Origin of the sequence: Collinsella aerofaciens, assembly GCF_015556945.1 — a bacterium.
GTDB lineage: Bacteria > Actinomycetota > Coriobacteriia > Coriobacteriales > Coriobacteriaceae > Collinsella > Collinsella aerofaciens_AO.
Window position 1 is genome coordinate 19,805 of sequence record NZ_JADNNH010000014.1, and the last position, 25,419, is coordinate 45,223.

Genomic DNA, 25,419 nt, shown 5'->3' on the forward strand with positions numbered 1-25,419 from the left:
AGACCCGGGTTTTGTGTATTGACCGATGTTTAAGGCGCGTTGAGTCTGCCGCCTGGACCGAGGAGTTGTCATGGACCTGCCCATCAGCTTGCAAGACATCACGTATGCCGAGAACTATCTGGCGCAGGGCGACCTGGCTACGGCGACGCCGCTGCTGGAGCGCCTGGTGGAGCTCGCCGAGGAGTATATCGACGCCGAGTGCAAGACGGAGGAGAAGCGCCAATACTTTAGCTTCGATAGCAAGTTTGAGCGCTTGGCCTATCGCCGCGTGGAGAAGGATCCGCGCGAGCTCGTGCAGGTCGAGGTGCCGTTTGACCGCCTGTACTCTGACATGGCGTTTGCCTACATTCGCCAGCAGGATTATGTGAGCGCTCGCAATGCCCTGATGCAGGCTGTGCGTTGGGACCCCATGAACTGCAACTATCGCTTGGATTTGGCCGAGCTGTTCCGCGCACTCGAAGACAAGCAGGAATGGGCATCGCTCTCGTTTTCGGTGCTGGAGCGTGCAAGCGATGGCAAGTGCGCCGCCCGCGCTTACGCCAATCTGGGACAGTACTTCTTGGAGCCCGAGACCGAGAACATTTCGGCTGCCGTGGGCTGCGCGCGTCTGGCGCTGCGCCTGGCGCCCAACGATGCGCATACGACGCGCCTGCTCAACAAGATCCATACTACCCATCCGGATGCCGCCGAGGAGAGCGACGAGCACGTGATGGGTGAACTGGCCCTGCAAGGCGTTCCGACCTCGCCTTCGGCCGAGATTGCCATCTGCCTGATTATGTGCGCGACCGATGCTGCAAGCGACGGCGACAAGCAGGAGGCGACGCGCCTGACGGTGCGTGCTCGTGACTTGGTGGGCGAGGAAGCCTGCGCGGCGATTATCAAACTGGTGCGCGAGAGCGATGCCGAACTCAATGCCGAGCGCAAGGCAAAGCGCGAAGCTACGGGCAAGGGTTCCGATGGCGCCAAGGAGGCCGGCGATGCCCAGTAAGCGTGAACGCAAGCTCATTTCCAAGAATCGCTCGGCACATCACGAGTACTTTATCGATGAGACGTTTGAGTGCGGTATTGAGCTGAGCGGCACCGAGGTCAAGTCGATTCGCGAGCGCGCGTGCCAGATTACCGATACCTTCGCGCTGATCCGCGGCGGGGAGTGCTGGCTCGTCGGCCTGCATATCCACCCTTATAGCCATGGTGGCGTGTGGAATCGCGATCCCGACCGTCGGCGTCGTCTGCTGCTGCACCGCAAGGAGATCGACTTTCTTGACGGCAAACTTCGCAACCGTGGTTATGCGCTGGTTCCGTTGGAGCTCTACTTTAATACCGACGGCCGCGTAAAGCTGCTGCTGGGTTTGGGTCGCGGCAAGAAGCTCTACGACAAGCGCGAGGACATGGCCAAGCGTGATGTCCAACGTGAGATCGATCGCGCCCTCAAAGAGCGCAATCGCTAGGTTTCTAGCAGGTGGATCGGTGGGACACGTCTCATCTTTCTTACTGTTCTGACACATATGTCTCAAAGGCGGCGTCCGTTATGGGCGTCGCCTTTTTTGTGGGTACATACATCCATGAGGTTCAATCCTGGGTTAGGGGAGTGATCGTTATGGACAAAACTGCGTTCTTTACGATGCCGAGTGGCCTGTACGTGGTGAGCGCCGCGGCGGACGGGCTGCGTGCCGGCTGCGTTATCAACACAGCAGTGCAGGTGACATCCGCCCCGCCGCGCATCTCGATTGCCGTGAACAAGGAAAATGTCACGTCCGGCGTAATCGTATCGGCTAAGGCCTTTGCGCTGACCGTGATCGATCAGACGGCCGATATGCTCTACATTGGCAACTTTGGCTTCCGCACCAGCAGCGATTACGACAAGTTTGCCAAGTACGAGACTCACGAGACCACTCTGGGCATGCCCTATGTGCCCGAGCACGCGGCGGCGCTGTTCAGCTGCCGTCTGATTGATACCGTGGATGTGGGCACGCACCTGCTCTTTATCGGCGAGGTGGAGGACGCCGAGCGCCTGAGCGGCGAGGCCCCGCTGACCTATGACTACTATCACAAGGTCTTGAAGGGCAAGACGCCGCCCAAGGCTTCGTCGTATCAAGGCTAGAAATGTTCTAAAAATACTTGCATTATATTATTGAGAATCTATACTAATAAGTGAAGTACATCACCAGTCGCGTTCGAGAGGAGAACATCATGGCTGAGGAGAAGAAGACGTATAAGTTCGTGTGCACCGTTTGCGGTTACGAGGTTGAGGTCGACACGCCCGAGCTGCCCGAGGATTACGTATGCCCGGTCTGCGGCGTCGGCCCCGATGAGTTTGAGCTCGTCGAGGAGTAACTCGTAGACACACGGCGATTAGCTATACAGAGCTCTGTCCAAGGGCCCCGGTCGAATTCTCGGCCGGGGCCCTTTTGATTTGTCTGACGGTTTAAAACGGCCTTACGTGTTACAGATTGAGACGTTATATCTGGACAGTCACGCCATCCCAATTACATCCCCGTTAGCAGCACGATGTCGAGAACCGTTACGATGACGCCGATTCCTACGAGCAACGCGTTGAGCGGGCGCGAGTTGACGTATTTGCCCATGACGCGGCGTGAGCTGGTGAGCCGTATAAGCACGAAAACCGTGATCGGCAGCTGAAGCGACAGCAGTGCCTGGCTCCAGATGAGACCTTCAAAAGGATTTGGGACGACCAGACACGCCGCCACTGCGCCGACGAAACATGCCGCCACCCCAATCGAGGAATGTCGGTCGTGGATGTCGTATTCCTCGTCGAACATGCCCGCGGTGATGGTGCCTGCCGCCATGCCTGCCGTCACACTACTCGAGAGGCCCGCAAACAGCAGCGCCACCGCAAAGATTGTCGAGCTTGCTGGGCCCAGAATGGGGGAGAGCGTGTCCGCTGCGACGGCGAGGTCGTCTACGACAATGCCGTGCGCAAAGAAGGTCGTTGCGGCCAGGATGACCATGGCCGAGTTGATTGCCCAGCCCACGCCCATCGAAAAGAGCGTGTCGAAGAGCTCATAGCGCAGACGCTCTTCGATAACCTGCCCGCCTTGGCCTTCGAAGTGCATGGATTGGATGACCTCGGAGTGTAGAAAGAGGTTGTGGGGCATAACGACCGCACCCAGGACACTCACGATAATCGCGGCAGAGCCAGTGGGCATACTGGGCGTGATCCAGCTTGCGGCGGCTTGCGGCCAGTCGACCTTGACTAGTGCAAGCTCGGCCAAAAACGAGAGTCCTACCACGCCTACGAAGGCGATGATCCAGCGTTCGGCACGCTTGTAGGAGTTCGTCATGAGCATCGCCATCGATACTGCCGCCACGATGACGCAGCCCGCACGCACGGGCAGCCCAAAGAGCATTTGAAGGGCAATCGCGCCACCCAGGACTTCGGCCATGGCGGTGGCGATGGTCGCGAGATAGGCACTGGCGAGCACCGTGCGCCCAACGAAGCGGGGGAGGTAACATGTCGTGGCCTCGGCAAGACAGGCGCCCGTGGCGATACCCAGGTGCGCCGCATTGTGCTGCAGCACAATGAGCATAATCGTGGACAGTGTGACGATCCACAGCAGCGCGTAGCCAAACTGCGAGCCCGCGGCCATATTGGAGGCCCAGTTGCCCGGGTCGATAAAGCCGACGGTCACGAGCAGCCCGGGGCCGATGTGCCGCGCAATGTCTAGGCCTCCGTGACCACCGGTGCGTCGGGAGCCAAAGTGTTGTTTGAGATGGTTGAGCATGGTGCGCTCCTGCGTGCCGTTTGCTTGACGCCGCAAAGGATACCCGTTTTAGGCTAAAAAGTTAACCAGTACTAACAAAATTGCTGTTTTGATTAGGATGATGAAGGGGGGCTGCGAAATGTTTTGATTTGTAACAACTAGGGATGGAAATTGGGCCTAGGTGTTACAGATCGAGACAGGGAGAAATGGTCCTATGGAAAATCTCGATCTGTAACAGTTGGCTGCAAAAGCCGGCCCTCCGTGTTACAGATTGAGACATTCGGAACCGTCTCTCGAAAACATCTCAATCTGTAACAGTTAGTCGTCGAAATTGGGTCTTACTGTTACAGATTGAGATGTTTGAAGAGGTGAGTTTGCAGGCCGAACTTGGGGCCTATGTTGTCGCCCTTGAGGTCGGCGGTGTCCACTCGTAGGGCGCGCGTTACGCGATTGTTTCGAAACGGGTGGGAAACACAACGGGCCGGCGATGCTCCTAGTATGCCTAGTCAACTGACTGTCTAAATATCTAGGGGAGGATCGCGATGCAGGCAGATTCCGCTCAGCAGCAGGGCCTTTATCGCCCCGAATTCGACCACGATGCATGTGGCATCGGCGCACTTGCCGATATCAACGGCGAGCGCCATCACCAGATTCTGGACGATGCACTGTCCATTCTGGTCAACTTGGAGCACCGCGGCGGCACGGGACTCGAGAAGAACACCGGCGACGGCGCTGGCATCCTGTTCCAGGTTCCGCATCACTTTTTCCGTAAAGAGGCCCAAAAGTGCGGCCAGATTCTGCCGGCAGAGGGCGACTATGGCGTGGCCATGCTGTTCTTCCCGCAGGACGACAAGGGCGTAGAGGATGCCCGCCGCGTGTTTGAGGAGGGCTGTGCCGAGGCCGGCGTGCCGCTGCTCTTTTGGCGCGAGGTGCCGGTCGATCCGCACGACCTGGGCGAGACGGCCCGCGCCTGTATGCCTACCATCCTGCAGGCCTTTCTGGGCCGTCCCGACGACACGCCGGCGGGCGACGCCTTTGAGCGTCGCCTGTACGTGTGCCGCCGCACCATCGAAAAGAAGGCCGACGCCGAGTTTGCCCTGCGCGACAAGATCTTCTATGTGTGCTCCATGAGCTCGCGCACCATCGTGTACAAGGGCATGCTGGTCGCCACGCAGATGCGCCGCTTCTTCATCGACCTCAACGACGCCGCCGTCAAGACGGCCGTGGCGCTCGTCCACTCGCGCTACTCCACCAACACCACGCCCAGCTGGGAGCGCGCGCACCCCAACCGCTTTATCATCCACAACGGCGAGATCAACACCCTCAAGGGCAACGTCAACTGGATCCGCGCCCGCGAGCCCAACCTGTACAGCCCCGTGCTGCAGCACGATCTTGAGCGCGTGATGCCCATCATCAACCGCGAGGGTTCCGACTCCGCGATTCTGGATAACGTGCTCGAGTTCCTGGTCATGAACGGTCGCCCGCTTACGCGTGCCGCATCCATGCTGCTGCCCGAGCCGTGGGACCACAACGACAGCCTGAGTGAGGAGCGCCGCGCCTACGACGCTTACCAGTCCATGCTCATGGAGCCGTGGGACGGTCCGGCCGCCATCGCCTTTACCGACGGTCGCACGCTGGGTGCCGCCCTCGACCGTAACGGCCTGCGTCCCGCCCGCTACTATGTGACGCGCGACGGTCGCTTTATGCTGGCAAGCGAGGTGGGCACCATCGAGGTGAGCCCCGAGAACATCCTGACGAGCGGCTGCCTGGGACCGGGCCAGATGCTCGAGGTCGACTTTGCCCGCGGGCGCGTCATCTACAACGATGAGCTGCGTGCCCGTTACGCCAAGGAAAAGCCCTACCGTGATTGGATTGCCGAGGAGACGCTAACCGTTGACGCGCTCGACAAGCCCGCCGCGCCCGCGCCCGCCGAGGATGCCGAGGTGCCCGCCGCCGTGCGCATGGCCAAGCTCGGCTACCACTGGGATGACGTCGACGAGGTCGTGCGTCCCATGGCCCAGCAGGGCAAGGCACCGCTTGCCTCGATGGGCATCGATGCGCCGCTGGCCTGCCTGTCCAAGAAGACGCGCTCGTTCTTCGATTACTTCTATCAGCTGTTCGCCCAAGTCACGAATCCGCCGATTGATGCCCTGCGCGAGCACATGGTGACTTCGACCACGCTCTACCTGGGCAACCACGGCAACTTGCTCGAGGACTCCCGTACGGCCTGCCAGCTGGTGCGCCTGGAGCGCCCGCTGCTGAGCGAGGAGGAGTTCGACCGCATTTGCGCGATTGACCGTGTTGGCTTTAAGACCCGCCGGTTCCGTGCCGTGTACCGCCGCGACGCGGGTGAGGGCGCGCTGCAGGCTGCGCTCAAGCAGCTTGCCGAAGACGTCGAGGCTGCGGTCCGCGACGGCGTGAACATCGTGGTGCTGAGCGATCATGCCGCTGCGGGCGAGGTGCCCGTGCCGTCGCTGCTCGCCGTGGGCTGCGTGCACAACCACCTGATCCGCGCCGGCGTGCGTACCTTTGCCGACATCGTGGTGGAGTGCGGTGACGCCGTGTCCCCGCACGACTTTGCGGCGCTAGTGGGCTACTCCGCGAGCGGCATCTATCCGTACAACGCGCATGCGTGCATCCGCAATCTGGCGGCACGCGGCGACCTGGACGTGACGGCCGAGCAGGGCATCGCCAATTACAACAAGGCCGCGACGGCGGGCATCGTCTCCATCATGTCCAAGATGGGCATCTCCACGGTGCAGAGCTACCACTCCGCGCAGATCTTCGAGGCCGTTGGCTTTACGCCGGAGTTCGTCAACGCGTACTTCGCCGGCACGGTGAGCCGTGTGGGCGGTATGGGTGTCGAGGAGGTCGAACGCGAGCAAAATGAGCGCTATGACGCCGCTCTCGCTATCCTTAAGAGCCCGGCTCCCGATCAGCTGCCCACGTTGGGCCTGACCAAGTGGCGCCCGCTCGGCGGCGAGGATCACCTCATCGATCCGCAGACTGTCTACTTGCTGCAGACCGCCTGCCGTGAGGACAGCTACGACACCTTTAAGGAGTACAGCGCCCGCCTGCACCGCACCGGCCGTGCCGTGCGCCTGCGCGACTTGCTCGACTTTAATGCCAACGGTCGCACGCCGGTTTCACTCGACGAGGTGGAGCCCGCGCTCAACATCGTCCGCCGCTTTAACACCGGCGCCATGTCGTACGGCTCCATCAGCAAAGAGGCGCACGAGTGCATGGCCATCGCTATGAACCGTCTGCACGGCCGTTCCAACTCCGGCGAGGGCGGTGAGGATCCGCGTCGCGAGACCCCGCTGGCTAACGGTGACTCCAAGAACTCCGCCATCAAGCAGGTGGCAAGCGCGCGCTTTGGCGTGACGAGCCGCTACCTGTGCAGCGCCTTCGAGATTCAGATCAAGATGGCCCAGGGCGCCAAGCCCGGCGAGGGCGGCCACCTGCCCGGCAAGAAGGTCTATCCCTGGATTGCCGAGGTCCGTCAGTCCACGCCCGGCATCGGCCTGATCTCGCCTCCGCCTCACCACGATATTTACTCCATCGAGGACCTGGCAGAGCTGATCTTCGATCTTAAGAACGCCAATCCCGGCGCACGCGTGTCGGTCAAGCTGGTCAGCGAGGCCGGCGTCGGCACCATCGCCACCGGCGTGGCCAAGGGCGCTGCCGACAAGATCTTGATCAGCGGCCACAATGGCGGCTCGGGTGCCGCTGCGCGCGACTCTATCTGGCACGCGGGTCTGCCGCTGGAGCTTGGCCTTGCCGAGGCCCAGCAGACGCTGCTGCAAAACGGCCTGCGCTCGCGCGTAGTGCTCGAGGCCGACGGCAAGCTCATGGACGGCACCGACGTCGCTGTCGCCTGCCTGTTGGGCGCCGAGGAGTTTGGCTTTGCGACCATGCCGCTCATCTCCATGGGCTGCCTCATGCAGCGCGACTGCCAGCAGGATACCTGCCCGGCCGGCATCGCTACGCAAAACTGCCGCCTGCGTCGCGGCTTCCGCGGCAAGCCAGAGCACGTCGAGCACTTTATGCTCTTTGTTGCCGAGCAGCTGCGCGAGGTCATGGCGAGCCTGGGCTTCCGCACGGTCGACGAGATGGTCGGCCATCCCGAGTGCTTGCGCCAGATCGAGGTCCCGGGCAACCGCAAGGCTAACCTGCTGGATCTGTCGCCCGTGCTGGCGAGCGCGACCTGTGAGTTTGGTGCCCACATCCCGGGTGCCGACGGCCGTCACTTCCTGCCCCAGATGGCTGCGGACAGCGAGCTCGACAAGACGCTCGACTCCACGTTGTTTGTGCCCTACACGGCCGATGCCCGTGCGCACCTGCGTCCGATTCGCTTCCGCGCCGATATCGCCAACGTCAACCGCTGCGTGGGCACCATCTTGGGCAACGCGGTGACCAAGGCGCATCCCGAGGGCCTGCCCGCCGGCTCCATCACTATCGATTGCGACGGTTCGGCCGGTCAGAGCTTTGGCGCCTTCCTGCCGCGCGGCATTACGCTCAACGTGTGCGGCGACGCCAACGACTACTTTGGCAAGGGCCTTTCGGGCGGCGAGGTGTCGGTGCGCCCCAACCCGCATGCGACCTACAAGTTCGATGAGAACATCATCGTGGGCAACGTTGCGTTCTTTGGCGCCACGAGCGGCCGCGGCTTCATTAACGGCCTGGCAGGCCAGCGCTTTGGCGTACGCAACTCCGGTGCCACGGTGGTGGTCGAGGGCTGCGGCAACCATGGCTGCGAGTACATGACGGGTGGTCTGGCGCTCATCCTGGGCGAGGTCGGGCAGAACTTCGCCGCCGGCATGACGGGTGGCGTGGCCTATGTCTTTGACCAGTACGGCACGCTCGATGCCCGTGTGAACCACGAGAGCGTTGAGCTTAAAGCCCCGACGGCCGGCGAGCTGGCGCAGATTCGCGAGCTCATCCAGGAGCACGTGGACGTGACGCAGAGCCCGCGCGGCATTAAGCTGCTCTACAGCTTTGAGACGATGAGCAAACACTTTGTGAAGGTCATTCCGACCGAGTACGAGCGCGTGCTGGCGATTGTCGCCGCCGCCGAGGACGTCGGCAAGACGCATGCGCAGGCCGAGGAGCTGGCGTTTGACATTGTGACCGGTCGCGCGAGTGACGCGGATGTTGCTCGCTTCGATGTTGCGGGCGGTGCTGCGGGTGCTGCGTCCGTGGCTGCCAGCTCTGTTGCTTCGACCAAGAAGGAGGCGTAAGTGCCATGGGTAAGCCCGGTGCTTTTCTTGATATCGATCGCGTGACCCATGAGCTGCGCCCCGTGGAGGAGCGCAGCCGCGATTTCGATCCGCTGTACGTGGAGCTCGACGACGACGCGCGCCGTGCCCAGGCGAGTCGCTGCATGATGTGCGGTGTGGCGTTTTGTCAGATGGGCGCGAGCTTTGGCAAGGCACGTCCGAGCGGCTGTCCGCTGCACAACCTGATTCCCGAGTGGAACGAGCTGGTGTACCGCGGCCGTTGGGACGAGGCTGCCGAGCGCCTGTCACTCACCTCGCCCATGCCCGAGTTCACGAGTCGCGTGTGCCCGGCGCTGTGCGAGGCCGCATGCAACCTGGGCTCGGTCGATGGCCAGCCCACGACGATTCACGACAATGAGCGCGCGATCAGCGACCATGAGTGGGCCAACGGCGGTCCGCGCCGCTTTGAGCCGGCAGGGGAGGGCGCACCCACGGTTGCCGTGGTGGGCTCCGGTCCTGCTGGTCTGGTGGCAGCATGGGAGCTTGCGCGTCGCGGTGCCCGCGTGACGGTGTTTGAGCGTGACGACCGCCCGGGCGGCCTGCTCATGTACGGCATTCCCAACATGAAGCTCGAGAAGTCCGTGGTCGAGCGTCGCGTGGCGCTCATGCGCGAGCTGGGCATTGTGTTCGAGCTGAGTGCCGACGTGAGCGATCCCAAGGTTACCGCCAAGCTCGACGACTTTGACGCCGTCGTGGTGGCTGCCGGCGCCCGTGCTCCGCGTGGGCTTTCGGCTGCGAACATTGATGCCCCGGGCGTGGTGTATGCCGTGGACTACCTGACGGCTTCGACCGTCTCGGTGCTCGATGGCGGCGACCCCGCGGTGAACGCGCGCGGCCTGGACGTTGTGGTCATTGGCGGCGGCGATACCGGTAACGACTGCGTGGGCACCGCGGTACGTCAGGGTGCGCGCAGCGTGCGCCAGTTTGAGTTCTTGCCGGCGGCGCCTGATGCGCGCGCGGCGAGCAACCCCTGGCCGCAGTGGCCCAACGTGAAGAAGACCGATTACGGCCAGCAGGAGGCCATCGCTACCATGGGCGGCGAGATGCGCGCTTGGGGTGTGGATACGATCGAGGTACTGTTGGACAAGAAGGGCGCGGCCGCGGGCCTGCGCGTGGTCGATCTGGATTGGTCGGCTGGCAAGCCCGAGCGCATCGCGGGCTCCGAGCACGAGGTGCCGGCCCAGCTGGTGCTCATCGCCTGCGGTTTTACGGGCCCGGAGCACGGTGTGTTCGATGCAGTGAGCGTGCCTGTTGCCACCGCTGGTCGTCCGCTGCCGGTGATGGCTGCCGAGGGCTCGCACCTTGCGGCCCGTGTCGACGGCGCCGCCGCGGATGCCGCGCCGGTGTATGTGGCGGGTGATGCTCGCAACGGCAGCTCGCTCGTGGTGAACGCCATGGCCGATGCCCTGGCCTGCGCAGCCGAAGTCGCCGATGCGCTGGAGCTGTAAAGTAGTCATTTAAGAACGTCCCCAATGACTAGTCATTTTTTTGTCTAGTCGTTGGGGACACTCTTTGCGAGCGATTTGCTCGTTTGTCGACGTACGGGTGTTCATTTGTCGACTTCTTGGGCTGTGGTCACCTGTTGTTTCTGTGGTGGCTGTGGGTATCTGGCTCAAAAGGGCGGGTTGGCCGTCTATGTTTACCTCGGTTTTGTTGCGGTGCGCATTTTCGGTCAAGCTTTTCGTCAAGTGTTTGGTCAGCATCTGGTTTGCAGCCGGAGGCCTATTTTGCCCGCGCTGGTCGTGGCCGACCACCCTCCTCGTAAGCTCAAATTGAGGTCTATCAGTTTGAGGAGGATGCCATGACTGACCAAGTTTTTGACCGAGCGCAGCTGGCCGAAGCCGTCGGCAACGATATTGCCGACATGGCTCACTTTTGGATGCTGCGGAAGTTTCAATTCCTGGAGCCGGCGCGCGAGCAGTTCGAGATCATCGTCGACCCGTGGCTCGGCTATTGCGAGGAACCTTCGCAAAACGAAATCATGGCTTACAACATGGCATTTACCGATTGGCTGCTCTTTGAGCGCCCCTATCGCCATGACAAGACGCTGCTCGAGCTGTATGTTGACGAGCCGCCGGCATCGCTTTCGCCTGCCTCGCTCAAGCGGCTCGAGCAGGTACGCGACACGCAGTATTTCTCGCGCTTTGGCATTTTGGACAAGGATCCTGCGACTGGTATGGTCGCGCTGAAGGACACGCGCACCGGCTGTCGCTTTGATGTCTACGACCCGCATATCGTGCAAAAGGAGCATTGGAGCGACGGAGCGATTGCGGTGCGCCTCGCCTGCGTCGACGATGTCTGGCTGACGGCGGGACAGCTCTACCTGTATGACATCGCGCGGCTGAGCGATACGGCGGTCGACGGGCCGGGCGCGGTGCATCCGGAGGACCTGCAGGACGGCTTTGACACCTCGTGCATCAGCTTCTTCTTGCGTCTGGTCCGCGACATCATGGGCGCCCAGGGGCGGTACGTGAAGTCGCTTAACATCTACGAGCAGGAGTGGGAGTAGGGGATGGGCAGCTGTCGCCTGTCTTGCCTTCTGCCTTTTATGTCTCGATCTGTAACGTTTAGGGACAAAAAAACCGGTCTACCTGTTACAGATCGAGACGAATGCTTGGGCGCCGCTGGTTTGTCTAAATCTGTAACGTTTGGGGGCCTGGAGAACGTCTAACTGTTACAGACCGAGACGTTTGGCACCTGGTTGGGGGAATGTCTCAATCTGTAACATCTACAGGCCCAAATTCGACCTACCTGTTACAGATTGAGACGGAAGGTTGGCGGCTGCCGAAAGATCTTGTTCTGTAACAACTAGAGGCTCAAAGACTGTCTTCCTGTTACAGATCAAGACATTTGTCAGCGGAGGCAACGGTGACGATGGTCCATTTGTCTGACGTGGTGGTGATGAAAGTGTCTAATACCGTTCTCAAACACAAACATGCGACTCGCAACACGTTGGCGCGGAATAGGATGCTCGCGCGGCTCACGGAGACGGCCAAGCAAGGTGCGCTGCTCGCAACGCATGACAATACCGAGCTCATGTGGCTGCGACGCCATGTTGGAACCGACGATATCGCGGAGCCCGAGCCGTACCTGTTCTGTTTTCAGCATGATTGGGATGCATTGACGCCGGCGGAGCGAGCGCTGAGGACTATCAAAGGGCTTGCGGAATTTCATCCCGATTGGGCGTTTTGGGGCTATGACGCGGCGCTTTTGTGGGGTTTGGAGGTGCCGAATGATCTGCTCGGGCCGCGTTTTCTTGTTAAGACGGGTTGTTCGGTGACGTTGAGCAGCGGGCGCAGGTTGTTGCGTCCGCAGATGGCGGGCGCGCTCTAGCGTGTTGATGGCGTGCAGGTGACGTCATTTTGGCGCACGGTGGAGGATTGCTTGCTGCGTGCACCGTTCTCCTACGGGTTGGCGATTGCCGATTCTGCACTGCGGGCGAAAGACGTATCACGTGGGGATTTGTGCGAGCGCCTCCGCGTCGATTGCGAGGGCAGGCGAGGGTATCGCAGGGCACAAGTGATTGCGTCGTATGCGGACGGGCTGTCCGAAAACGGTGGCGAGTCTCGGTTCCGAGCGTTCTTTATTGCGTACGGCTTTCCGGTTCCGGAGCTGCAGGTGGAGTTTCGCGACCCGCTCGATCCGAGCCAGGTGTTTCGCGTCGATTATTTCTGGAGGCTCGAGGACGAGACATGTGTCATCGGCGAGCTCGACGGAAAGGGGAAGTATGCCTTGCAGAACGGCGAAGGTCGGGAGTCGGTCGACCCGTTCGTGGCAGAGCGTCAACGGGAGTCCCATCTGACAATGCTCGGGCATAAGGTGCTTCGGTTTACGTTTGATGAGCTCAAGAATCCGGGGAAGCTGGTTGAGAAGATGAGGCTGGCGGGTATTCCGCGACGGCCCGATTTGGCTGAGGAGTGGAGACGTCAGTGGTATGGGCGCTGAGAGGTTTTGTCTCAATCTGTAACGTTTAGAGGTTATTTGAGCTCGTAATTGTTACAGATCGAGACAAGCCGGTGAAACGTCGACCGAATGTCTCGATCTGTAACATCAAGGGGCTCAATAACCCTGTACCTGTTACAGATCGAGACATTTCCCTGTTGTCGCTAGGGTGGGACTGCAACGTATTCCGTCCCCCACATCCCCTCTTCCCTCCGTTAACCGATGCGTCTGCAGTAATCCAACGGGACTAGGTGATAATGGACAAATGTTCAAGTTAATCGTGAGGGAGGAGCTCGATATGGCGTCTGCCGATCGTTCCACGTTGTTTATCAATGCGACCATCCTAGATGGTTCGGAACATATGGAGCCGCAGCCCGACATGGCCGTGGCCGTTGAGCGCGGTGTCATCACGTGGATGGGGCCGAGTGCTGTGGCGCAGGCGCCTGCAGGTGCCGAGGTCATCGACCTGGCAGGTGCGTATCTCATGCCAGGCCTCATCAATATGCATGTGCATCTGTGCGGTTCGGGCAAGCCGGTTTCGGCGGGCGATGCAGGCGCGCTGATGAAGAAGCTCGATAATCCCGTGGGGCGCGCCATCGTGCGCCATATTCTTAAGGGCAGCGCCCAACAACAACTGGCAAGCGGCGTGACCACGGTGCGCGGCGCGGGCGACCCACTGTTTGCCGACATCGCCGTTCGTAATGCCATCGACGCCGGCAAGTATCAAGGTCCTCGCCTGGTGGCGCCGGGAACGGGCGTCACGGTGCCGGGCGGCCATGGTGCGGGCTTGTTCGCCCAGGTGGCAAACAGTCCCGCCGAGGCAGCCGAACAGGTGCGCGACCTGTATGCGCGCGGTGCCGACGTCATTAAGCTGTTCGTAACGGGCGGTGTGTTCGATGCGACCGAGGTGGGCGAGCCGGGCGTGCTGCGTATGCCGGTGGAGGTTGCCGCGGCGGCGTGCAAGGCGGCGCACGATATGGGCCTTCCGGTCATGGCCCATGTCGAGAGCACCGAAGGTGTGAAGGCCGCGCTTCAGGCCGGCGTCGACACAATCGAGCACGGCGCTCCGATGACCCCCGAGATCCTGGAGCTGTACCGCGGCGCCGCGGGAACACAGCTCGAGGGACGCGCGCCGAGCGTGACCTGCACAATCAGCCCCGCACTGCCGTTTGTACTGCTCGATCCGGAAAAGACCCATTCGACCGACACGCAAAAGAAGAACGGTGACATCGTGTGCTCGGGCATTATCGAGAGCGCTCGCGCGGCGCTGGAAGCCGGCGTTAAGGTGGGCCTGGGCACGGACTCGAGCTGCCCGTTCGTGACGCAGTACGACATGTGGCGCGAGGTGGCTTACTTTGCCAAGTACGTGGGCGTGAGCAACGCCTTCGCACTGCATACGGCTACGCAGGTCAATGCCGAGTTACTGGGCCTGGGTGGTGAGACCGGCACAATCGAGTGTGGCAAGGCAGCCGATATCCTGGTGACGCGTAAGAATCCTCTGGATGATCTGTGTGCCCTGCGTGAGCCGGTACACGTAATGTGCCGTGGCGATCTGGTACGCAAGCTCAAGGTGAAGCGCATTCCCGAGGTGGATGCCGAGCTCGATGCGATTATGGCCATGCCCGCTGAGGCGCTGGCCGAGGAGCTTGCCCGCGATGGCGTAGCGTAAGCGCTGGTGTGACGGAAACGACAGCTTCACCGTCGCATGCTGTCGCCCCATGCAAAAAGCCGAGGTCTCAACATGAGGCCTCGGCTTTTTTATCGACAAATATGTAAGATGCAGGACAAACACTTCTGATGCATTTGTCCCATGTGCGGGCGCTAGGAGCGGGTTTCCATCTTGGCGTGGCACTTGGGGCAGGTGACGCGGATCTTGCCCTTGCCCTTGGGGACGGACAGCATCTGACCGCAGTTGGGGCACTTGAGGTACGCCGTGGTCTTGCGACCCTTCCACATCTTCTTGGCCGTTCGCTTGGCGCGCTCAAAGTCTTCCTTGCTGGTGCCGGCCGCACGCGAGGCGTTGGCAGCCGCGGTCCCGCCGCCCAGGCTGGCGACGAACTTGCCCAGACAGGGAACGTTGGCAGTCGCGGCAACGAAGTCATCATTTTCCTTGCGGCGGGCGTCGATGTTTTTGGACAGGCCACGCAGCACGCCGAGTACGATTACGGCGATGGCGATCCAGCTGAGCCACTGGTGGTGGGCCATCGATCCGACCATCGCGAAAATAATTCCTATGAAGCCCAGCACGATGGTGAGCTCATCGGCGCCGTTGCGACCCTTCATAAAGTCATTCATGCGAATTGCCTTTCATTCGATATGCTGCACGCCTTTATACCCCTTTTGGTGCATTGGGGACAGGTTAATCTGCACCAAGGTGGTGCAAACGTACCTGTCCCCAATGCACCAATTACTTGGCGAGCTTGTCGACGACGCGCTCTATCTCGGCGAGCTTGGCGGCTTTGAGCTCCTCGTCGCCCGATTCGATGGCCGAGGCGACGCAGCCCTCGATGTGCGCCTTCAACACATCGGCGTTGATGCGCGCGATGAGCGCCTGCGTGGCCATGAGCTGCGTGGAAATATCGACGCAGTAGCGGTCCTCATCGACCATCCGCAGGATGCCGTCGATCTGGCCGCGCGCTGTCTTGAGCATACGGGTCACCGATTTATGGTCTGCCATCATGTCGGGTCCTCGTTTCTGGTCGATCTTCCGGATGCCCCCGTCAGTTGCGGTGAAATAGTTCTTGTTTGCAGGCTTGAAGCGCTAAAACAGGAACTATTTCACCGCAACTTCTGAAGGGTTGGTTGAGTGGCGGTTGCTGAGCGGCTATGTCAGCCGGCAGTGGTGCCTGTTGGTGCGGCAGCTGCTACGCGGCGGTCACGGACAGGGCGTGGAACTTCTCGCCCGCTCCCTCGACGGCGGCGGCGAGCTGCTCGGCGGTCATGGTGTCGGTGCACTCCACCTGGACAGTCTGGGTCTCGTGATCGGCGTCGGCATCGGTCACGCCGACCACGTTGAGCAGCGCGGTCTCGACGGTGGCATCGCAATGGCCGCACATGAGGCCGGAAGTCTTGATCGTGTAACGCATGGGTATTCCTCTCTGTTGTGTCGGCTTTCCCAGGCACCCGACCTTGACCTTCAAACCGTCGCTCGCGTACCAAAGTACGCGTCGCTCCTCTTTCAGGTCAATCTCAGGTACCTGGAAAACCCGTTCTAAATGAACGTAATAGTGATCCTATTTTGCCACTTTAGGCATAAAGGATTTTAAGCGCAGGGCATTGGACACGACGCAGACGCTCGACAGGCTCATCGCTGCGGCGCCAAACATCGGCGAGAGCTGCCATCCGGTGAGCGGGAAAAATACGCCCGCCGCCAGCGGAATGCCGATGCCGTTGTAGAACAGCGCCCAGAACAGGTCTTGCTTGATGTTGCGAATCGTGGCGCGCGAAAGTTCGATGGCGCGGGCGACGTCCATGAGATCGCTGCGCATGAGCACCACATCTGCCCCCTCCTTGGCGATGTCGGCGCCGGTGCCGATAGCAAGGCCCACGTCGGCGCGCGCCAGGGCGGGGGAGTCATTGATACCGTCGCCCACCATGGCGACCTTGCTGCCCGCATCCTGCAGCTCGCGTACGTGGTGCTCCTTGTCGGCGGGGAGGACGTCGGCGATGACCTGTTCGCTGCTCAGCCCCACGCGGCGGGCGATTGCTTCGGCGGTGACTCGGTTGTCGCCGGTGAGCATGCGCACGTCGACGCCAAGCGAGCGCAGTGCGGCGATGGCTCCGGCACTCGTTTCCTTGACCTCGTCAGCCACGGCAATGGTGCCGGCGAGCTCGCCGTTCTTGGCAAAGAACAGCGGCGTCTTGCCCTCGGCGGCGAACTGTTCGGCAAGACCCGCGGGCACCTTCGCGCCCAGCTCGTTCATCAGGCGCATATTGCCGGCGGCAATGGCGTTTTGCCCCTCGCGCGCCGTAACGCCTCGCCCGGGCACGGCGGCAAAGTCCTCGACGGCGCGCGCGACAATCCCTCGCGTCTCGCACTCGGCCATAATCGCCTCGGCCAGCGGGTGTTCGCTTGAGCGCTCCAGCGCGGCGGCCAGCTTGAGTAGCGCCTTTTCGCTCATGGCGGGCGATCCGTCGGCGCGCGTGGCTACCACGATATCGGTCACGGCAGGCTTGCCGCGAGTGACCGTTCCCGTCTTATCGAACACCACGGTGCCCACGCTGCGCAGATTCTCCAGCGCCTCGGCGCTCTTGAACAGAATGCCCATCTCGGCGCCCTTGCCGGTGCCGACCATAATAGCGACGGGCGTGGCCAGACCCAATGCGCACGGACAGCTGATCACCAGCACAGCGACGGCGGAGGTGAGCGCTTCGTTCACGCTACCGGTCAGTGCCATCCACGCCACGAAGGTCATGGCCGAGATCACGAATACCACGGGCACGAACACGCCGGCGACCTTGTCGGCCATGCGGGCGATGGGCGCCTTGGTGGCGTTGGCGTCCTCGACGAGCTGGATAATCTTGGCGAGCGACGTGTCGGCGCCCACGCGTGTGGCACGGAAGGCAAACGAGCCGGTGCGGTTGACAGTGGCGGCGTTGACGGTGTCGCCGGCGGTCTTTTCCACGGGGATGGACTCGCCGGTGAGCGCGCTCTCGTCCACGGCCGAGCTGCCCTCGAGCACCACGCCATCGACAGGGATGGACTCGCCGGGGCGCACACGCAGCACCTGGCCGGGCAGAATGGCATCGACGTCGACGGTGGCCTCGCTGCCGTCCTCTGCCACGACGGTCGCGGTCTTGGGTGCTAAGTCGATGAGCGCCTCGATAGCGCCGCCGGTCTTGGACTTGCTGCGCGTCTCGAGGTATTTGCCCACGGTGACGAGCGACAGGATGGTGCCAGCGCTCTCAAAATACAGGTTGTCCATGCTCGTCATCATGGCCTCGTGCACCTGACCTGCGGCTAGCTGGTCGGCCATGATGAACATGGCGTAGAGCGACCAGGCGATGGAGGCGGTGGCGCCCACGGCAATAAGGGCGTCCATGGTGGGCGCGCCGTGCGCGAGCGATTTAAACCCGTTGATAAAGTACGCGTCGTTGACGTAGACGATGGGAATGAGCAGGACGAGCTCGGTGAGCGCGAGCGTCATGCTGTGGGTGTGGTCGGTGAAGATGCCGGGCAGCGGCCAGCCGAGCATGTGCCCCATGCCTATGTAGAACAGTGGGATGAGGAATACGATCGAGACGATGAGGCGGGTGCGCATGGCAGAGGCGGCGGCCTCCAACTTTTTGGTGGGCGACTCCATATGGGCGGCGCCGGACCTGGCTTGCGCACTTCCGCTTTGGACAGCGTCGGTGCCCGTGCTGACGGGCGAGGCCGAGTAGCCCGCGCGGTCGACAGCGGTGCAGATGTCGTCGGGGGAGACCTGCGCGGGGTCGTAGTCGACCATCATGGAACTGGCGAGCAGATTGACCGCGACGCTCTCGACGCCGTCGAGCTTGCTCACGGCGCGGTCCACGTGCGCCTGGCAGGCGGCGCATGTCATGCCACCCACGTCGAACTTATCTTGAGCCATGGCTTCTCCTTTCTGTGACGTAGTGTCGGAAATGTTAACCATCCGATACTATACACCCATACCCCCTGGGGGTGTCCAGTGGAGATTGAAATGTATGACATTCTGGTATTGGTCGAGGTGATAGCCAGGTCGGCGGACCGTCCGCGGTCAACTCAAATGTCTTGATCTGTAACATCTAGAGAGGTTTTTGACCCCTTACTGTTACAGATTGAGATGTTGTCTCGCGGGGTTGGGGTTTGTCTCGTTCTGTAACATCTAGACCTGTATCTGCCGAGCTGGTGTTACAGATCGAGACATTTGCCGGGGAGGGGTCCCGTCACGGCAAGACGCCCGCCGCCTAGATACAGAACCCGGGGATCACACAGGTTAGCTTGTTTGGCTTTTCCGCAGGCGTTGCGTACGTAAAGACGTCGCCGTCGTGCCCCACGCGGTTCATATAGAGCGTGCCTTCGCTCTCCGATGTGTCGGGGCTCACCGTGCGCTCCCACCAACAGGTGTCCTTGCCCTTCCACTGGCGGACCATCGTCTCGTTCGTGGAATACGGGCTCACCTTGAGCTCGCGGAAGAGCTGATACTCCTTGCCCTCGCCGTTGTAGATGTCTGCCAGGTAGTGATAGTCCTCGGCAAACGAATCGGGCGGTTGCGTACCGCACAGCTCGACCATGGCGGGCAGCCAAAGGGTTGCGGGCAACTCGCTCAGGCACGATGCGCTGTTGGCGGCGCCCACATTGTTCGAGACCTTCTTGACCCCTTTAATGAGTGCGCGCAACTCGTTGGGCAGCAGCTTAAGGCCGTCGCCGTTGAGCCATTCCCGCAGCTCGCAATCTGCCCAGCCGGCGCTCGGCGGTTCAGCCGCAGCGTTGCGCTCGGCAATACCCGCGTCGAACATAAACGTCAGTCCGGCCTTGCCCGTCCCGTCCAGAAGCTCATCGTGGCGAATGCCCACAAGCTGCGCGCCAACCTGCAGCCCGTTGGTGAGCGTGACGCGCTTGGTACACGGATAGGGGATATGCCCATCGGCATCGAGCAGATGATAGCGCCTGGCAATCTCGCGTGCCTCGCTACGGGTCTCGGTGGCCTTAATCTTGAGCGAAATCTCCTGCAGCTGATCCCAAGTGTAGTCGTCAAGTGAGCTGCGGATGCCGTCCAGGTAGTCGGGGATGCCAAAGCCATGGGTTGCCGCCCCGATAACGCCGAGCCCCGCAACGGCTGCGACAACGCCACCGATAATAAAGCGGCGGCGGGTCATGGCATCGTGCCGGGCCTGCTCCAGGATCTCTCGCGCGCGCTCGCCGGCGACGTCGACCTTAAGGTGTGTACCGGAGTCGATGTCGATTGCGGCGTCACTGCCCGCGCCTTCGCGGCCCTCGGATTCGGCATCGGTGAGGTATGCCGAGAGCACCTCGAGCATCTGCTGCTCGGTGGGACGATCGCACTGCTCGACTGAGAGACCCTTCATGATGATTTTGACGAGCGCTTCATCGCCCTCGCAGCGCGGCTCGAGCGGTGCCGGCTTGGTCTTGGTCTTTACGAGATAGAACGAGCCGGTTGCAGCGGCGTCCGTCGACTCAAAGTCAAACGGTTTGCGACCGCTGTAGAGCTGGTACAGAATGCTCGAAAGCGCATAGACGTCGATTGCCGGCGAACGGCGAAGGGCCGCGATGCCTTCGATATCCTGCGTGAGCATCTCGGGCGCGGCGTATGCGGGCGTGGCAAAGCGCCAGATGTCGGCGCGCCGGGTGATCGTGTCGTCGCCGAGAGCCATGGTCGCGGAGCCCATGTCGATGAGGCAGGGGTCAAAGGAGCAATCGGCAATCTGCTGCTCGAGCGTTCGGCTGGTGGTGCGGAACATGATATTGGCAGGCGAAAGGTCGCGATGGATGACCGGATTCACGAGGCCTTGGGTCATCAAGAGCGCACGAAGCACGGCGTTTCCGACGGCGGCGACCATCTGGGTGGTCAGCCCGCCCGAGGCGTCGTGAGGAAGCAGGGGCAGCGCCTGCTTGAGTGAGGTGCCCTCGACCCACTCCATGAGGATGAGCGGGTCGTCCTCGCACGATCCGTAGCCATAGACGCGCGGAAATCCGCGCAGGTGCGAGACGGTACACAGATGACGGTACTCCTCGAACAGCGCAGCGGTGTTGGCCAGGTGCGCTGCCGATTGCTCGGCGGAGCGGTCGGGGGCTTGGCCAGAGAGAAAGGCGTTGTCCTTGAGTAGCTTGACGGCAAAGACCTCGCCGCTTGTGTTGGTCGCGCGAAGCACGTGCCCGATGTTGCCGTTGTTGCGGTGGGCCGTCTGGAGAATAAGCGTCATAAACCGACGCTTGGCGTCGTCCTCGGCACTGGGGTCGACCGCCACGGCGGTGTCGAACGTATCGAGACGGATGAGTTTGTCGCCATAGGCGCTATCGGTAGTATCCATGGCGTTCCTTTGTCTGGCATGGGTTGCCGCGCGTACACGTGAGCAGTGCGGATATCGGTAAAGTACCATGATAGCCGCACTGCTCACGTGTACCGCTGAGTATTGTCGTTTACGACGCAGAAGGTAGAAGACGAAAGACGGACGGCGACCGTCTTCCGATCGCTGTCCGTGCTAGTCCACAATGACAAGGAATGTCGTGTAGAGACCCAGATGGAGCCTGTCGCTGTTGGCGATTTCCACGGGGGGGATAGACTTTGCCGGGTTCGCGTTGGTCGCGCGGCGGCTCAATCACAATATCGCCGTCACCCGCGCCCGATTCGAGCACTGTGCCGTTGGTCGACCCAAGGCCCTGGGCGTACCAGTGCTCACCCTCAAGCCAAATGCGAAGATGCTCGCGCGATGCGTCGGCGCCCACATCGGTGATGCTGGGCGAGGTTTTGGGCAAAGAACCAATCACGGTGCCGCGCGGATCGCGTGTGAGGGGATGGATTTGCATGCCGGCGCAGTTGTCGGCATGGGTTCTGAGCAGACCGAGGTTGGGGGCGACGGTGCGCGGCTGCTCCAGGCTGCTCATAAAGCCACGTCCGACGGTAGTTTCGGTGGTGCCAAAGTGCTCGCCCGTCTTGCTGTCGCAAAAGCGCTCGACGGTGGCCACGCCCTGAACGGGATCGGCGAGCGCCCCCGTTGCCACAAAGAGCATAAGGTAAAGCGTGCTTTTCTCGCGCACGGCATTGCCGTCAAAGTTGTCGATGCGATTGAGGGCATTTGCATATAGGCGGCTGTCCAGCTTGTAGCTGGCGAGAGCCGACATCATTTCGTTGGCGGCCGGACCGCGATAGTGCTCGGCGATTGCCCGATAGGCGGACTCGCCGCCGCCGAGCTTGCTGCAGATTGCCGAGGAAAGGTTGAGCGTGGTGACGGTAAAGTCGCTGTAGATGGAGGGCGCGCACTGGTCAGGCTTGCGATGGACGATGTAACGGGTGAGATACGAGCGGTTGGAAGAGCATTTCTCGAGCAGGGTACTGCCGAGATAAGAGTTTCCATTGATGAGCATTCGGGCGATCTCGAGATGTTTAAGACCGCCGAACGAGCGAATATCGTTATAGAGGACCGAGCAAGGCGTCTCTGCTGCCACGGATACCTCCTTTGATTGCTTCCTAGCCAATATGGCGATAGGAATTAATGGCCCCCGGTGGGCGACGTATTAAATGGCTGCGCAATATATAGCGTAACCAAAGCAACATTATAGGCCACATGTTCGAAATTGCAGGAAGACTGAGAGATTTGGTTTGGACTGGACGGAAATCCCCCTCTGTCTTGATCTATAACAATTAGGGCCGATTTTACTCGTTAACTGTTACAGATTGAGACGTTTGTGAGCCGTGTCGACCGTTTGTCTCGATCTGTAACACGTAGAGGAAGATTCGCCCTGTAGATGTTACAGATTGAGACAATCAGCCGGGCCCACCTCGTCCGCCTCGTCATCTGTGGTTTACGTGGGGGCATGTGAAGCACGGGTATACTAACCGGCGGCGAATCTGCTCCATCGCTTAGGGCTGCTGCGTCTGGACGGCGCGTGATAGGGCTGCCAAAGCGATCGCCAGCGTGCTGAGCAACGTCCTCTCTGTGCGCACCCGTTTTTGTATGTATTAGCGCACTACCAAGCACGCCCGCGCGGCCGCATGCCGTGCCCATTGCGCGTGCAGATAAGGAACAACAACATATGCGTAATTCTGTATCCGACGTCACCGACGCCGAGATCCTGGACGAGACCTGCGAGGCCATGACCCAGGCTGCCTTCGATGCCGCCGATGAGGCCAATGCCGCCCAGGCCGTCGAGTCCGCTACTCAGAGCCTGCCCGCCTTTGACGAGTTGGGCCTTTCCGACGAGATGCTTCGTGCTATCGAGAACCTGGGCTACACGGCGCCGACGCCCGTTCAGGCCGGTTCAATCCCCGTGGTGCTCGAGGGCCGCGACCTGCTTGCCGCCGCTCAGACCGGCACCGGCAAGACGGCCGCCTTTTTGCTGCCGACCATGAACAATCTGGAGCACATTGCTCCTCCCAAACCCGTGCGCGAGCGTGGCGGCCGCAACCGTCGTCGCGGTGCTAAAAAGCCCGAGGGCAACGGCCGCGGCCCGGTGATGCTCGTCATCACCCCTACGCGCGAGCTTGCCCAGCAAATCGACGAGGTCGCGAGCAAGATCGCCGACGTCACCGGCCATGTCGCCGTGACCGTTGTGGGCGGCGTGAGCTACAAGCCCCAGACCGCTGCCCTCAAGTACGGCTGCGACATCCTGGTCGCCACGCCGGGCCGTCTGGTCGATCTGATCGAGCAGGGCGCCTGCCACCTGGATGAGGTTAAGGTCCTGGTGCTCGACGAGGCCGACCGCATGCTCGACATGGGCTTTTTGCCCGCCGTCCGCCGCATTGTGCGCGAGACGCCGGCCGAGCGTCAGACGCTGCTGTTCTCGGCGACTCTCGACGAGGAGGCCGTGGGCGAGATTACCGACCTGGTGAGCGACCCGGCTCGCGTGGAAATCGCGCCCGCCACGTCGACCGCCGACACCGTCGACCAGTTTGTGTTCCCGGTGTCCATCGAGGCCAAGAACAACCTGCTGCCCGAGTTCCTCAAGAAGGAGGGCCCGGAGCGCACTATCGTCTTCATGCGCACCAAGCACCGTGCCGACAGCTGCTGCCGTCGTCTGGAGCGCAAGGGCATCAAGGCCGCCGCGATCCACGGCAACCGCAGTCAGGCCCAGCGCGAGCGTGCGCTTTCGGCCTTCCGCGACGGTACCGTCGACGTGTTGGTGGCGACCGACGTGCTTGCCCGCGGCATCGACATTAGCGACGTGCGCTACGTCGTGAACTTTGACGTGCCGGCCGAGCCGACCGACTACATCCACCGTATTGGCCGTACGGGCCGCGCCGGCGAGCTGGGCTGGGCCATCACGTTTGTGACCGAGCAGGACGTGGACGAGTTCTACGAGATCGAGAAGCTCATGGACAAGACCGCCGACATCTACGAGGCCGGCGACCTGCACGTGGGTCCTAACCCGCCCGCGGTTGACCCCGAGCGCGACCCTGCGGCCTTTAAGGTCAAGAAGAAGACCAAGCGCGGCAAGTCCAAGAGCAAGAAGAAGCTTGAGCAGGCGCGTCGCGACGGCAAGCGCAACGGCGACGATTACGGCGATGTGGCTGGTCGTTCCAACCGCGGTCGCGACGAGCGTCGCGGCGATGGCGAGCGTCCGAGCCGTCCCAAGCGCGGCGGCAAGACCCGCGTGCGCGAGGGCGTTCAGGCTCGCGTGGACGAGGCCGTGGAGAGCGTGGCCCGCGAGGTTGCTGCTGAGGAGCGCGGCGGCGCTGCTGCCGTCGAGCAGGCCCCGCGCGGCAACCGTGCCGAGCGCCGTGCCAAGCAGTTCCAGGGCGAGGCGCATCGCCGTCGCCGCGAGGACGAGGACCGCGGCGGTCGTCGCCGTGTTGAGCGCGAGGGCGACCGCCGGCGTTCCGGTCGTGATGACGAGCGCGGCGGCCGTGATGAGCGTCGCGGCGGCGAGGGTCGCGGTGAGCGTACTGCCCGTGGCGGTGAGTCCCGTGGCGGCAAGCGCTTTGAAGAGCGCGGTAGCCGCGGCGGCGAGCGTCGCGAGGGTGCTCGCGGCAATGGCGGCCGCGGCGGCGCTGGTCGTTCTAACGAGTCGCGTGATCGTCGTGACCCGCGTGCCAGCCGCGATCGTCGCGATGACTGGCGCAACTACGACGATACCCGCGAAGAGCGTCGCGGCGGCTATCGTGGTGGTCGTGGCGGCAACCAGGCCGGCTCCCGTGGCGGCCGTGCCGGCGGTCGCGATAACCGTGGCAGCTACGGCAACAGCCGTGGCGGCAAGCGCGGTGGCAGCTCCCGTCGCCCCGGCGACGGCGGCGGCAAGCGCAAGTAACATACGCATCGCCCGCTAGAGCGAGGTGAACCAAGGGCCCCGAGCAACTACGCTCGGGGCCCTTTTTGTTTGCCGTATCCGATCGCTAGTTCAAATGTGATTTCCTCGGGAATGCATCTAGAGGATGCCGTGGGCCTGTTTCCTACCATGCGGCAATGGGTCCCATGGGGTGCGCCGTGCATTTTTTGGAGTATTCTGCAGTTCGAGTTGTCTGCATATGATTTGACGTCGCCAACGGTGGCTTTCGGATATCCCTAGCGAGCGTTCTGAGTCAGATTTCGTCGTTTTCCGGAGCAGGGGCGCGTCATTCTCGCCATGTCGGAACCCAAAATGACGCAGCGCCCTAAAGGTTTGCCCGCTCGGGGTATTGCTGGCGCGGTCACGTTGCAGAATACTCCGTTTTTTGCACGGGCCAGGATGGGGTACCTCGGGAGAACACGGCGGTATCCCGTAAATATATACAATCTGTACCGTAATTTATACAAAACGAAGAGGCAGACAGCGTAGGGTTGGTGCATTGGGGTGCTTGATGCACCAAAATGGGGAT

Annotated in this window: 18 protein-coding genes; 11 read left to right on the forward strand and 7 right to left on the reverse strand. The window is 61.7% G+C overall.

The window, feature by feature from the left end:
- Positions 1–70: 70 nt before the first annotated feature.
- The 4 genes from I2F59_RS05410 (at position 71) to I2F59_RS05425 (ending at position 2,334) form a co-directional block, all read left to right on the forward strand.
- Complete coding sequence (locus I2F59_RS05410; RefSeq protein WP_195503494.1) at positions 71–988, forward strand: tetratricopeptide repeat protein; 918 nt, start codon at positions 71–73, stop codon at positions 986–988.
- Positions 978–1,448 carry an SsrA-binding protein SmpB gene (smpB, locus tag I2F59_RS05415; RefSeq protein ID WP_006235325.1) on the forward strand — a complete coding sequence of 157 codons (471 nt, stop codon included), beginning with the start codon at positions 978–980 and terminating at the stop codon, positions 1,446–1,448. Before I2F59_RS05410 ends, smpB begins: the two co-directional genes overlap by 11 nt.
- Positions 1,449–1,597: 149 nt before the next feature.
- Entirely contained in the window at positions 1,598–2,101 is a 504-nt protein-coding gene (locus I2F59_RS05420) for a flavin reductase family protein (protein WP_195361102.1), read from the forward strand.
- A gap of 89 nt (positions 2,102–2,190) precedes the next feature.
- Complete coding sequence (locus I2F59_RS05425; RefSeq protein ID WP_006235327.1) at positions 2,191–2,334, forward strand: rubredoxin-like domain-containing protein; 144 nt, start codon at positions 2,191–2,193, stop codon at positions 2,332–2,334.
- A gap of 152 nt (positions 2,335–2,486) precedes the next feature.
- Here the strand turns inward: I2F59_RS05425 and I2F59_RS05430 are convergent, their stop codons facing one another.
- A complete protein-coding gene (locus tag I2F59_RS05430; RefSeq protein ID WP_195503495.1) occupies positions 2,487–3,743 on the reverse strand; it encodes an Nramp family divalent metal transporter in 1,257 nt (418 codons plus the stop codon).
- Between the two features lie 521 nt (positions 3,744–4,264).
- Between I2F59_RS05430 and gltB the strand changes: the two genes are divergently transcribed.
- The 6 genes from gltB (at position 4,265) to I2F59_RS05460 (ending at position 14,612) form a co-directional block, all read left to right on the forward strand.
- Positions 4,265–8,962: a glutamate synthase large subunit gene (gene gltB, locus I2F59_RS05435; protein ID WP_195503496.1), complete on the forward strand. Its 4,698-nt coding sequence runs from the start codon at positions 4,265–4,267 to the stop codon at positions 8,960–8,962.
- A gap of 5 nt (positions 8,963–8,967) precedes the next feature.
- Positions 8,968–10,449, forward strand: coding sequence for a glutamate synthase subunit beta (locus I2F59_RS05440; RefSeq protein WP_195503497.1), 1,482 nt, complete (start codon positions 8,968–8,970; stop codon positions 10,447–10,449).
- A 353-nt stretch (positions 10,450–10,802) separates the two neighbouring features.
- The gene (locus tag I2F59_RS05445; protein WP_195503498.1) at positions 10,803–11,510 is read left to right on the forward strand and encodes a hypothetical protein; all 708 of its coding nucleotides are present in this window, start codon (positions 10,803–10,805) and stop codon (positions 11,508–11,510) included.
- 359 nt (positions 11,511–11,869) lie between these two features.
- The gene (locus I2F59_RS05450; RefSeq protein WP_195503499.1) at positions 11,870–12,334 is read left to right on the forward strand and encodes a hypothetical protein; all 465 of its coding nucleotides are present in this window, start codon (positions 11,870–11,872) and stop codon (positions 12,332–12,334) included.
- A 51-nt stretch (positions 12,335–12,385) separates the two neighbouring features.
- Positions 12,386–12,946 (forward strand): hypothetical protein, encoded by a 561-nt coding sequence (locus tag I2F59_RS05455; RefSeq protein WP_195503500.1) that lies wholly within the window; start codon positions 12,386–12,388, stop codon positions 12,944–12,946.
- A 295-nt stretch (positions 12,947–13,241) separates the two neighbouring features.
- Positions 13,242–14,612, forward strand: coding sequence for an amidohydrolase family protein (locus tag I2F59_RS05460; protein ID WP_229065356.1), 1,371 nt, complete (start codon positions 13,242–13,244; stop codon positions 14,610–14,612).
- 152 nt (positions 14,613–14,764) lie between these two features.
- Here the strand turns inward: I2F59_RS05460 and I2F59_RS05465 are convergent, their stop codons facing one another.
- The 6 genes from I2F59_RS05465 to I2F59_RS05490 all read right to left on the reverse strand — a co-directional run bounded on the left by I2F59_RS05465 (position 14,765) and on the right by I2F59_RS05490 (position 22,073).
- A complete protein-coding gene (locus tag I2F59_RS05465; protein ID WP_195503502.1) occupies positions 14,765–15,238 on the reverse strand; it encodes a hypothetical protein in 474 nt (157 codons plus the stop codon).
- Between the two features lie 112 nt (positions 15,239–15,350).
- Positions 15,351–15,620 (reverse strand): metal-sensing transcriptional repressor, encoded by a 270-nt coding sequence (locus I2F59_RS05470; protein ID WP_229065357.1) that lies wholly within the window; start codon positions 15,618–15,620, stop codon positions 15,351–15,353.
- Between the two features lie 187 nt (positions 15,621–15,807).
- A complete protein-coding gene (locus tag I2F59_RS05475) occupies positions 15,808–16,029 on the reverse strand; it encodes a heavy-metal-associated domain-containing protein (RefSeq protein ID WP_195503504.1) in 222 nt (73 codons plus the stop codon).
- Positions 16,030–16,176: 147 nt separating this feature from the next.
- The gene (locus I2F59_RS05480; protein WP_195503505.1) at positions 16,177–18,516 is read right to left on the reverse strand and encodes a heavy metal translocating P-type ATPase; all 2,340 of its coding nucleotides are present in this window, start codon (positions 18,514–18,516) and stop codon (positions 16,177–16,179) included.
- A 337-nt stretch (positions 18,517–18,853) separates the two neighbouring features.
- Positions 18,854–20,938 carry a protein kinase domain-containing protein gene (locus I2F59_RS05485; RefSeq protein ID WP_195503506.1) on the reverse strand — a complete coding sequence of 695 codons (2,085 nt, stop codon included), beginning with the start codon at positions 20,936–20,938 and terminating at the stop codon, positions 18,854–18,856.
- Between the two features lie 109 nt (positions 20,939–21,047).
- Positions 21,048–22,073: an FHA domain-containing protein gene (locus I2F59_RS05490; protein WP_195503507.1), complete on the reverse strand. Its 1,026-nt coding sequence runs from the start codon at positions 22,071–22,073 to the stop codon at positions 21,048–21,050.
- A gap of 588 nt (positions 22,074–22,661) precedes the next feature.
- Here I2F59_RS05490 and I2F59_RS05495 point away from each other — a divergent pair.
- Entirely contained in the window at positions 22,662–24,872 is a 2,211-nt protein-coding gene (locus I2F59_RS05495) for a DEAD/DEAH box helicase (RefSeq protein ID WP_195503508.1), read from the forward strand.
- Positions 24,873–25,419 lie beyond the last annotated feature (547 nt).

Coding starts and splice junctions, on each gene's coding strand:
- I2F59_RS05475 (WP_195503504.1), bottom strand. CDS start 16,029: ATGCGTTACACGATCAAGACTTCCGGCCTCATGTGCGGCCATTGCGAT.
- gltB (WP_195503496.1), top strand. CDS start 4,265: ATGCAGGCAGATTCCGCTCAGCAGCAGGGCCTTTATCGCCCCGAATTC.
- I2F59_RS05445 (WP_195503498.1), top strand. CDS start 10,803: ATGACTGACCAAGTTTTTGACCGAGCGCAGCTGGCCGAAGCCGTCGGC.
- I2F59_RS05440 (WP_195503497.1), top strand. CDS start 8,968: ATGGGTAAGCCCGGTGCTTTTCTTGATATCGATCGCGTGACCCATGAG.
- I2F59_RS05485 (WP_195503506.1), bottom strand. CDS start 20,938: ATGGATACTACCGATAGCGCCTATGGCGACAAACTCATCCGTCTCGAT.
- I2F59_RS05495 (WP_195503508.1), top strand. CDS start 22,662: ATGCGTAATTCTGTATCCGACGTCACCGACGCCGAGATCCTGGACGAG.
- I2F59_RS05410 (WP_195503494.1), top strand. CDS start 71: ATGGACCTGCCCATCAGCTTGCAAGACATCACGTATGCCGAGAACTAT.
- I2F59_RS05465 (WP_195503502.1), bottom strand. CDS start 15,238: ATGAATGACTTTATGAAGGGTCGCAACGGCGCCGATGAGCTCACCATC.
- I2F59_RS05425 (WP_006235327.1), top strand. CDS start 2,191: ATGGCTGAGGAGAAGAAGACGTATAAGTTCGTGTGCACCGTTTGCGGT.
- I2F59_RS05430 (WP_195503495.1), bottom strand. CDS start 3,743: ATGCTCAACCATCTCAAACAACACTTTGGCTCCCGACGCACCGGTGGT.
- I2F59_RS05480 (WP_195503505.1), bottom strand. CDS start 18,516: ATGGCTCAAGATAAGTTCGACGTGGGTGGCATGACATGCGCCGCCTGC.
- I2F59_RS05420 (WP_195361102.1), top strand. CDS start 1,598: ATGGACAAAACTGCGTTCTTTACGATGCCGAGTGGCCTGTACGTGGTG.
- I2F59_RS05470 (WP_229065357.1), bottom strand. CDS start 15,620: ATGGCAGACCATAAATCGGTGACCCGTATGCTCAAGACAGCGCGCGGC.
- I2F59_RS05460 (WP_229065356.1), top strand. CDS start 13,242: ATGGCGTCTGCCGATCGTTCCACGTTGTTTATCAATGCGACCATCCTA.
- smpB (WP_006235325.1), top strand. CDS start 978: ATGCCCAGTAAGCGTGAACGCAAGCTCATTTCCAAGAATCGCTCGGCA.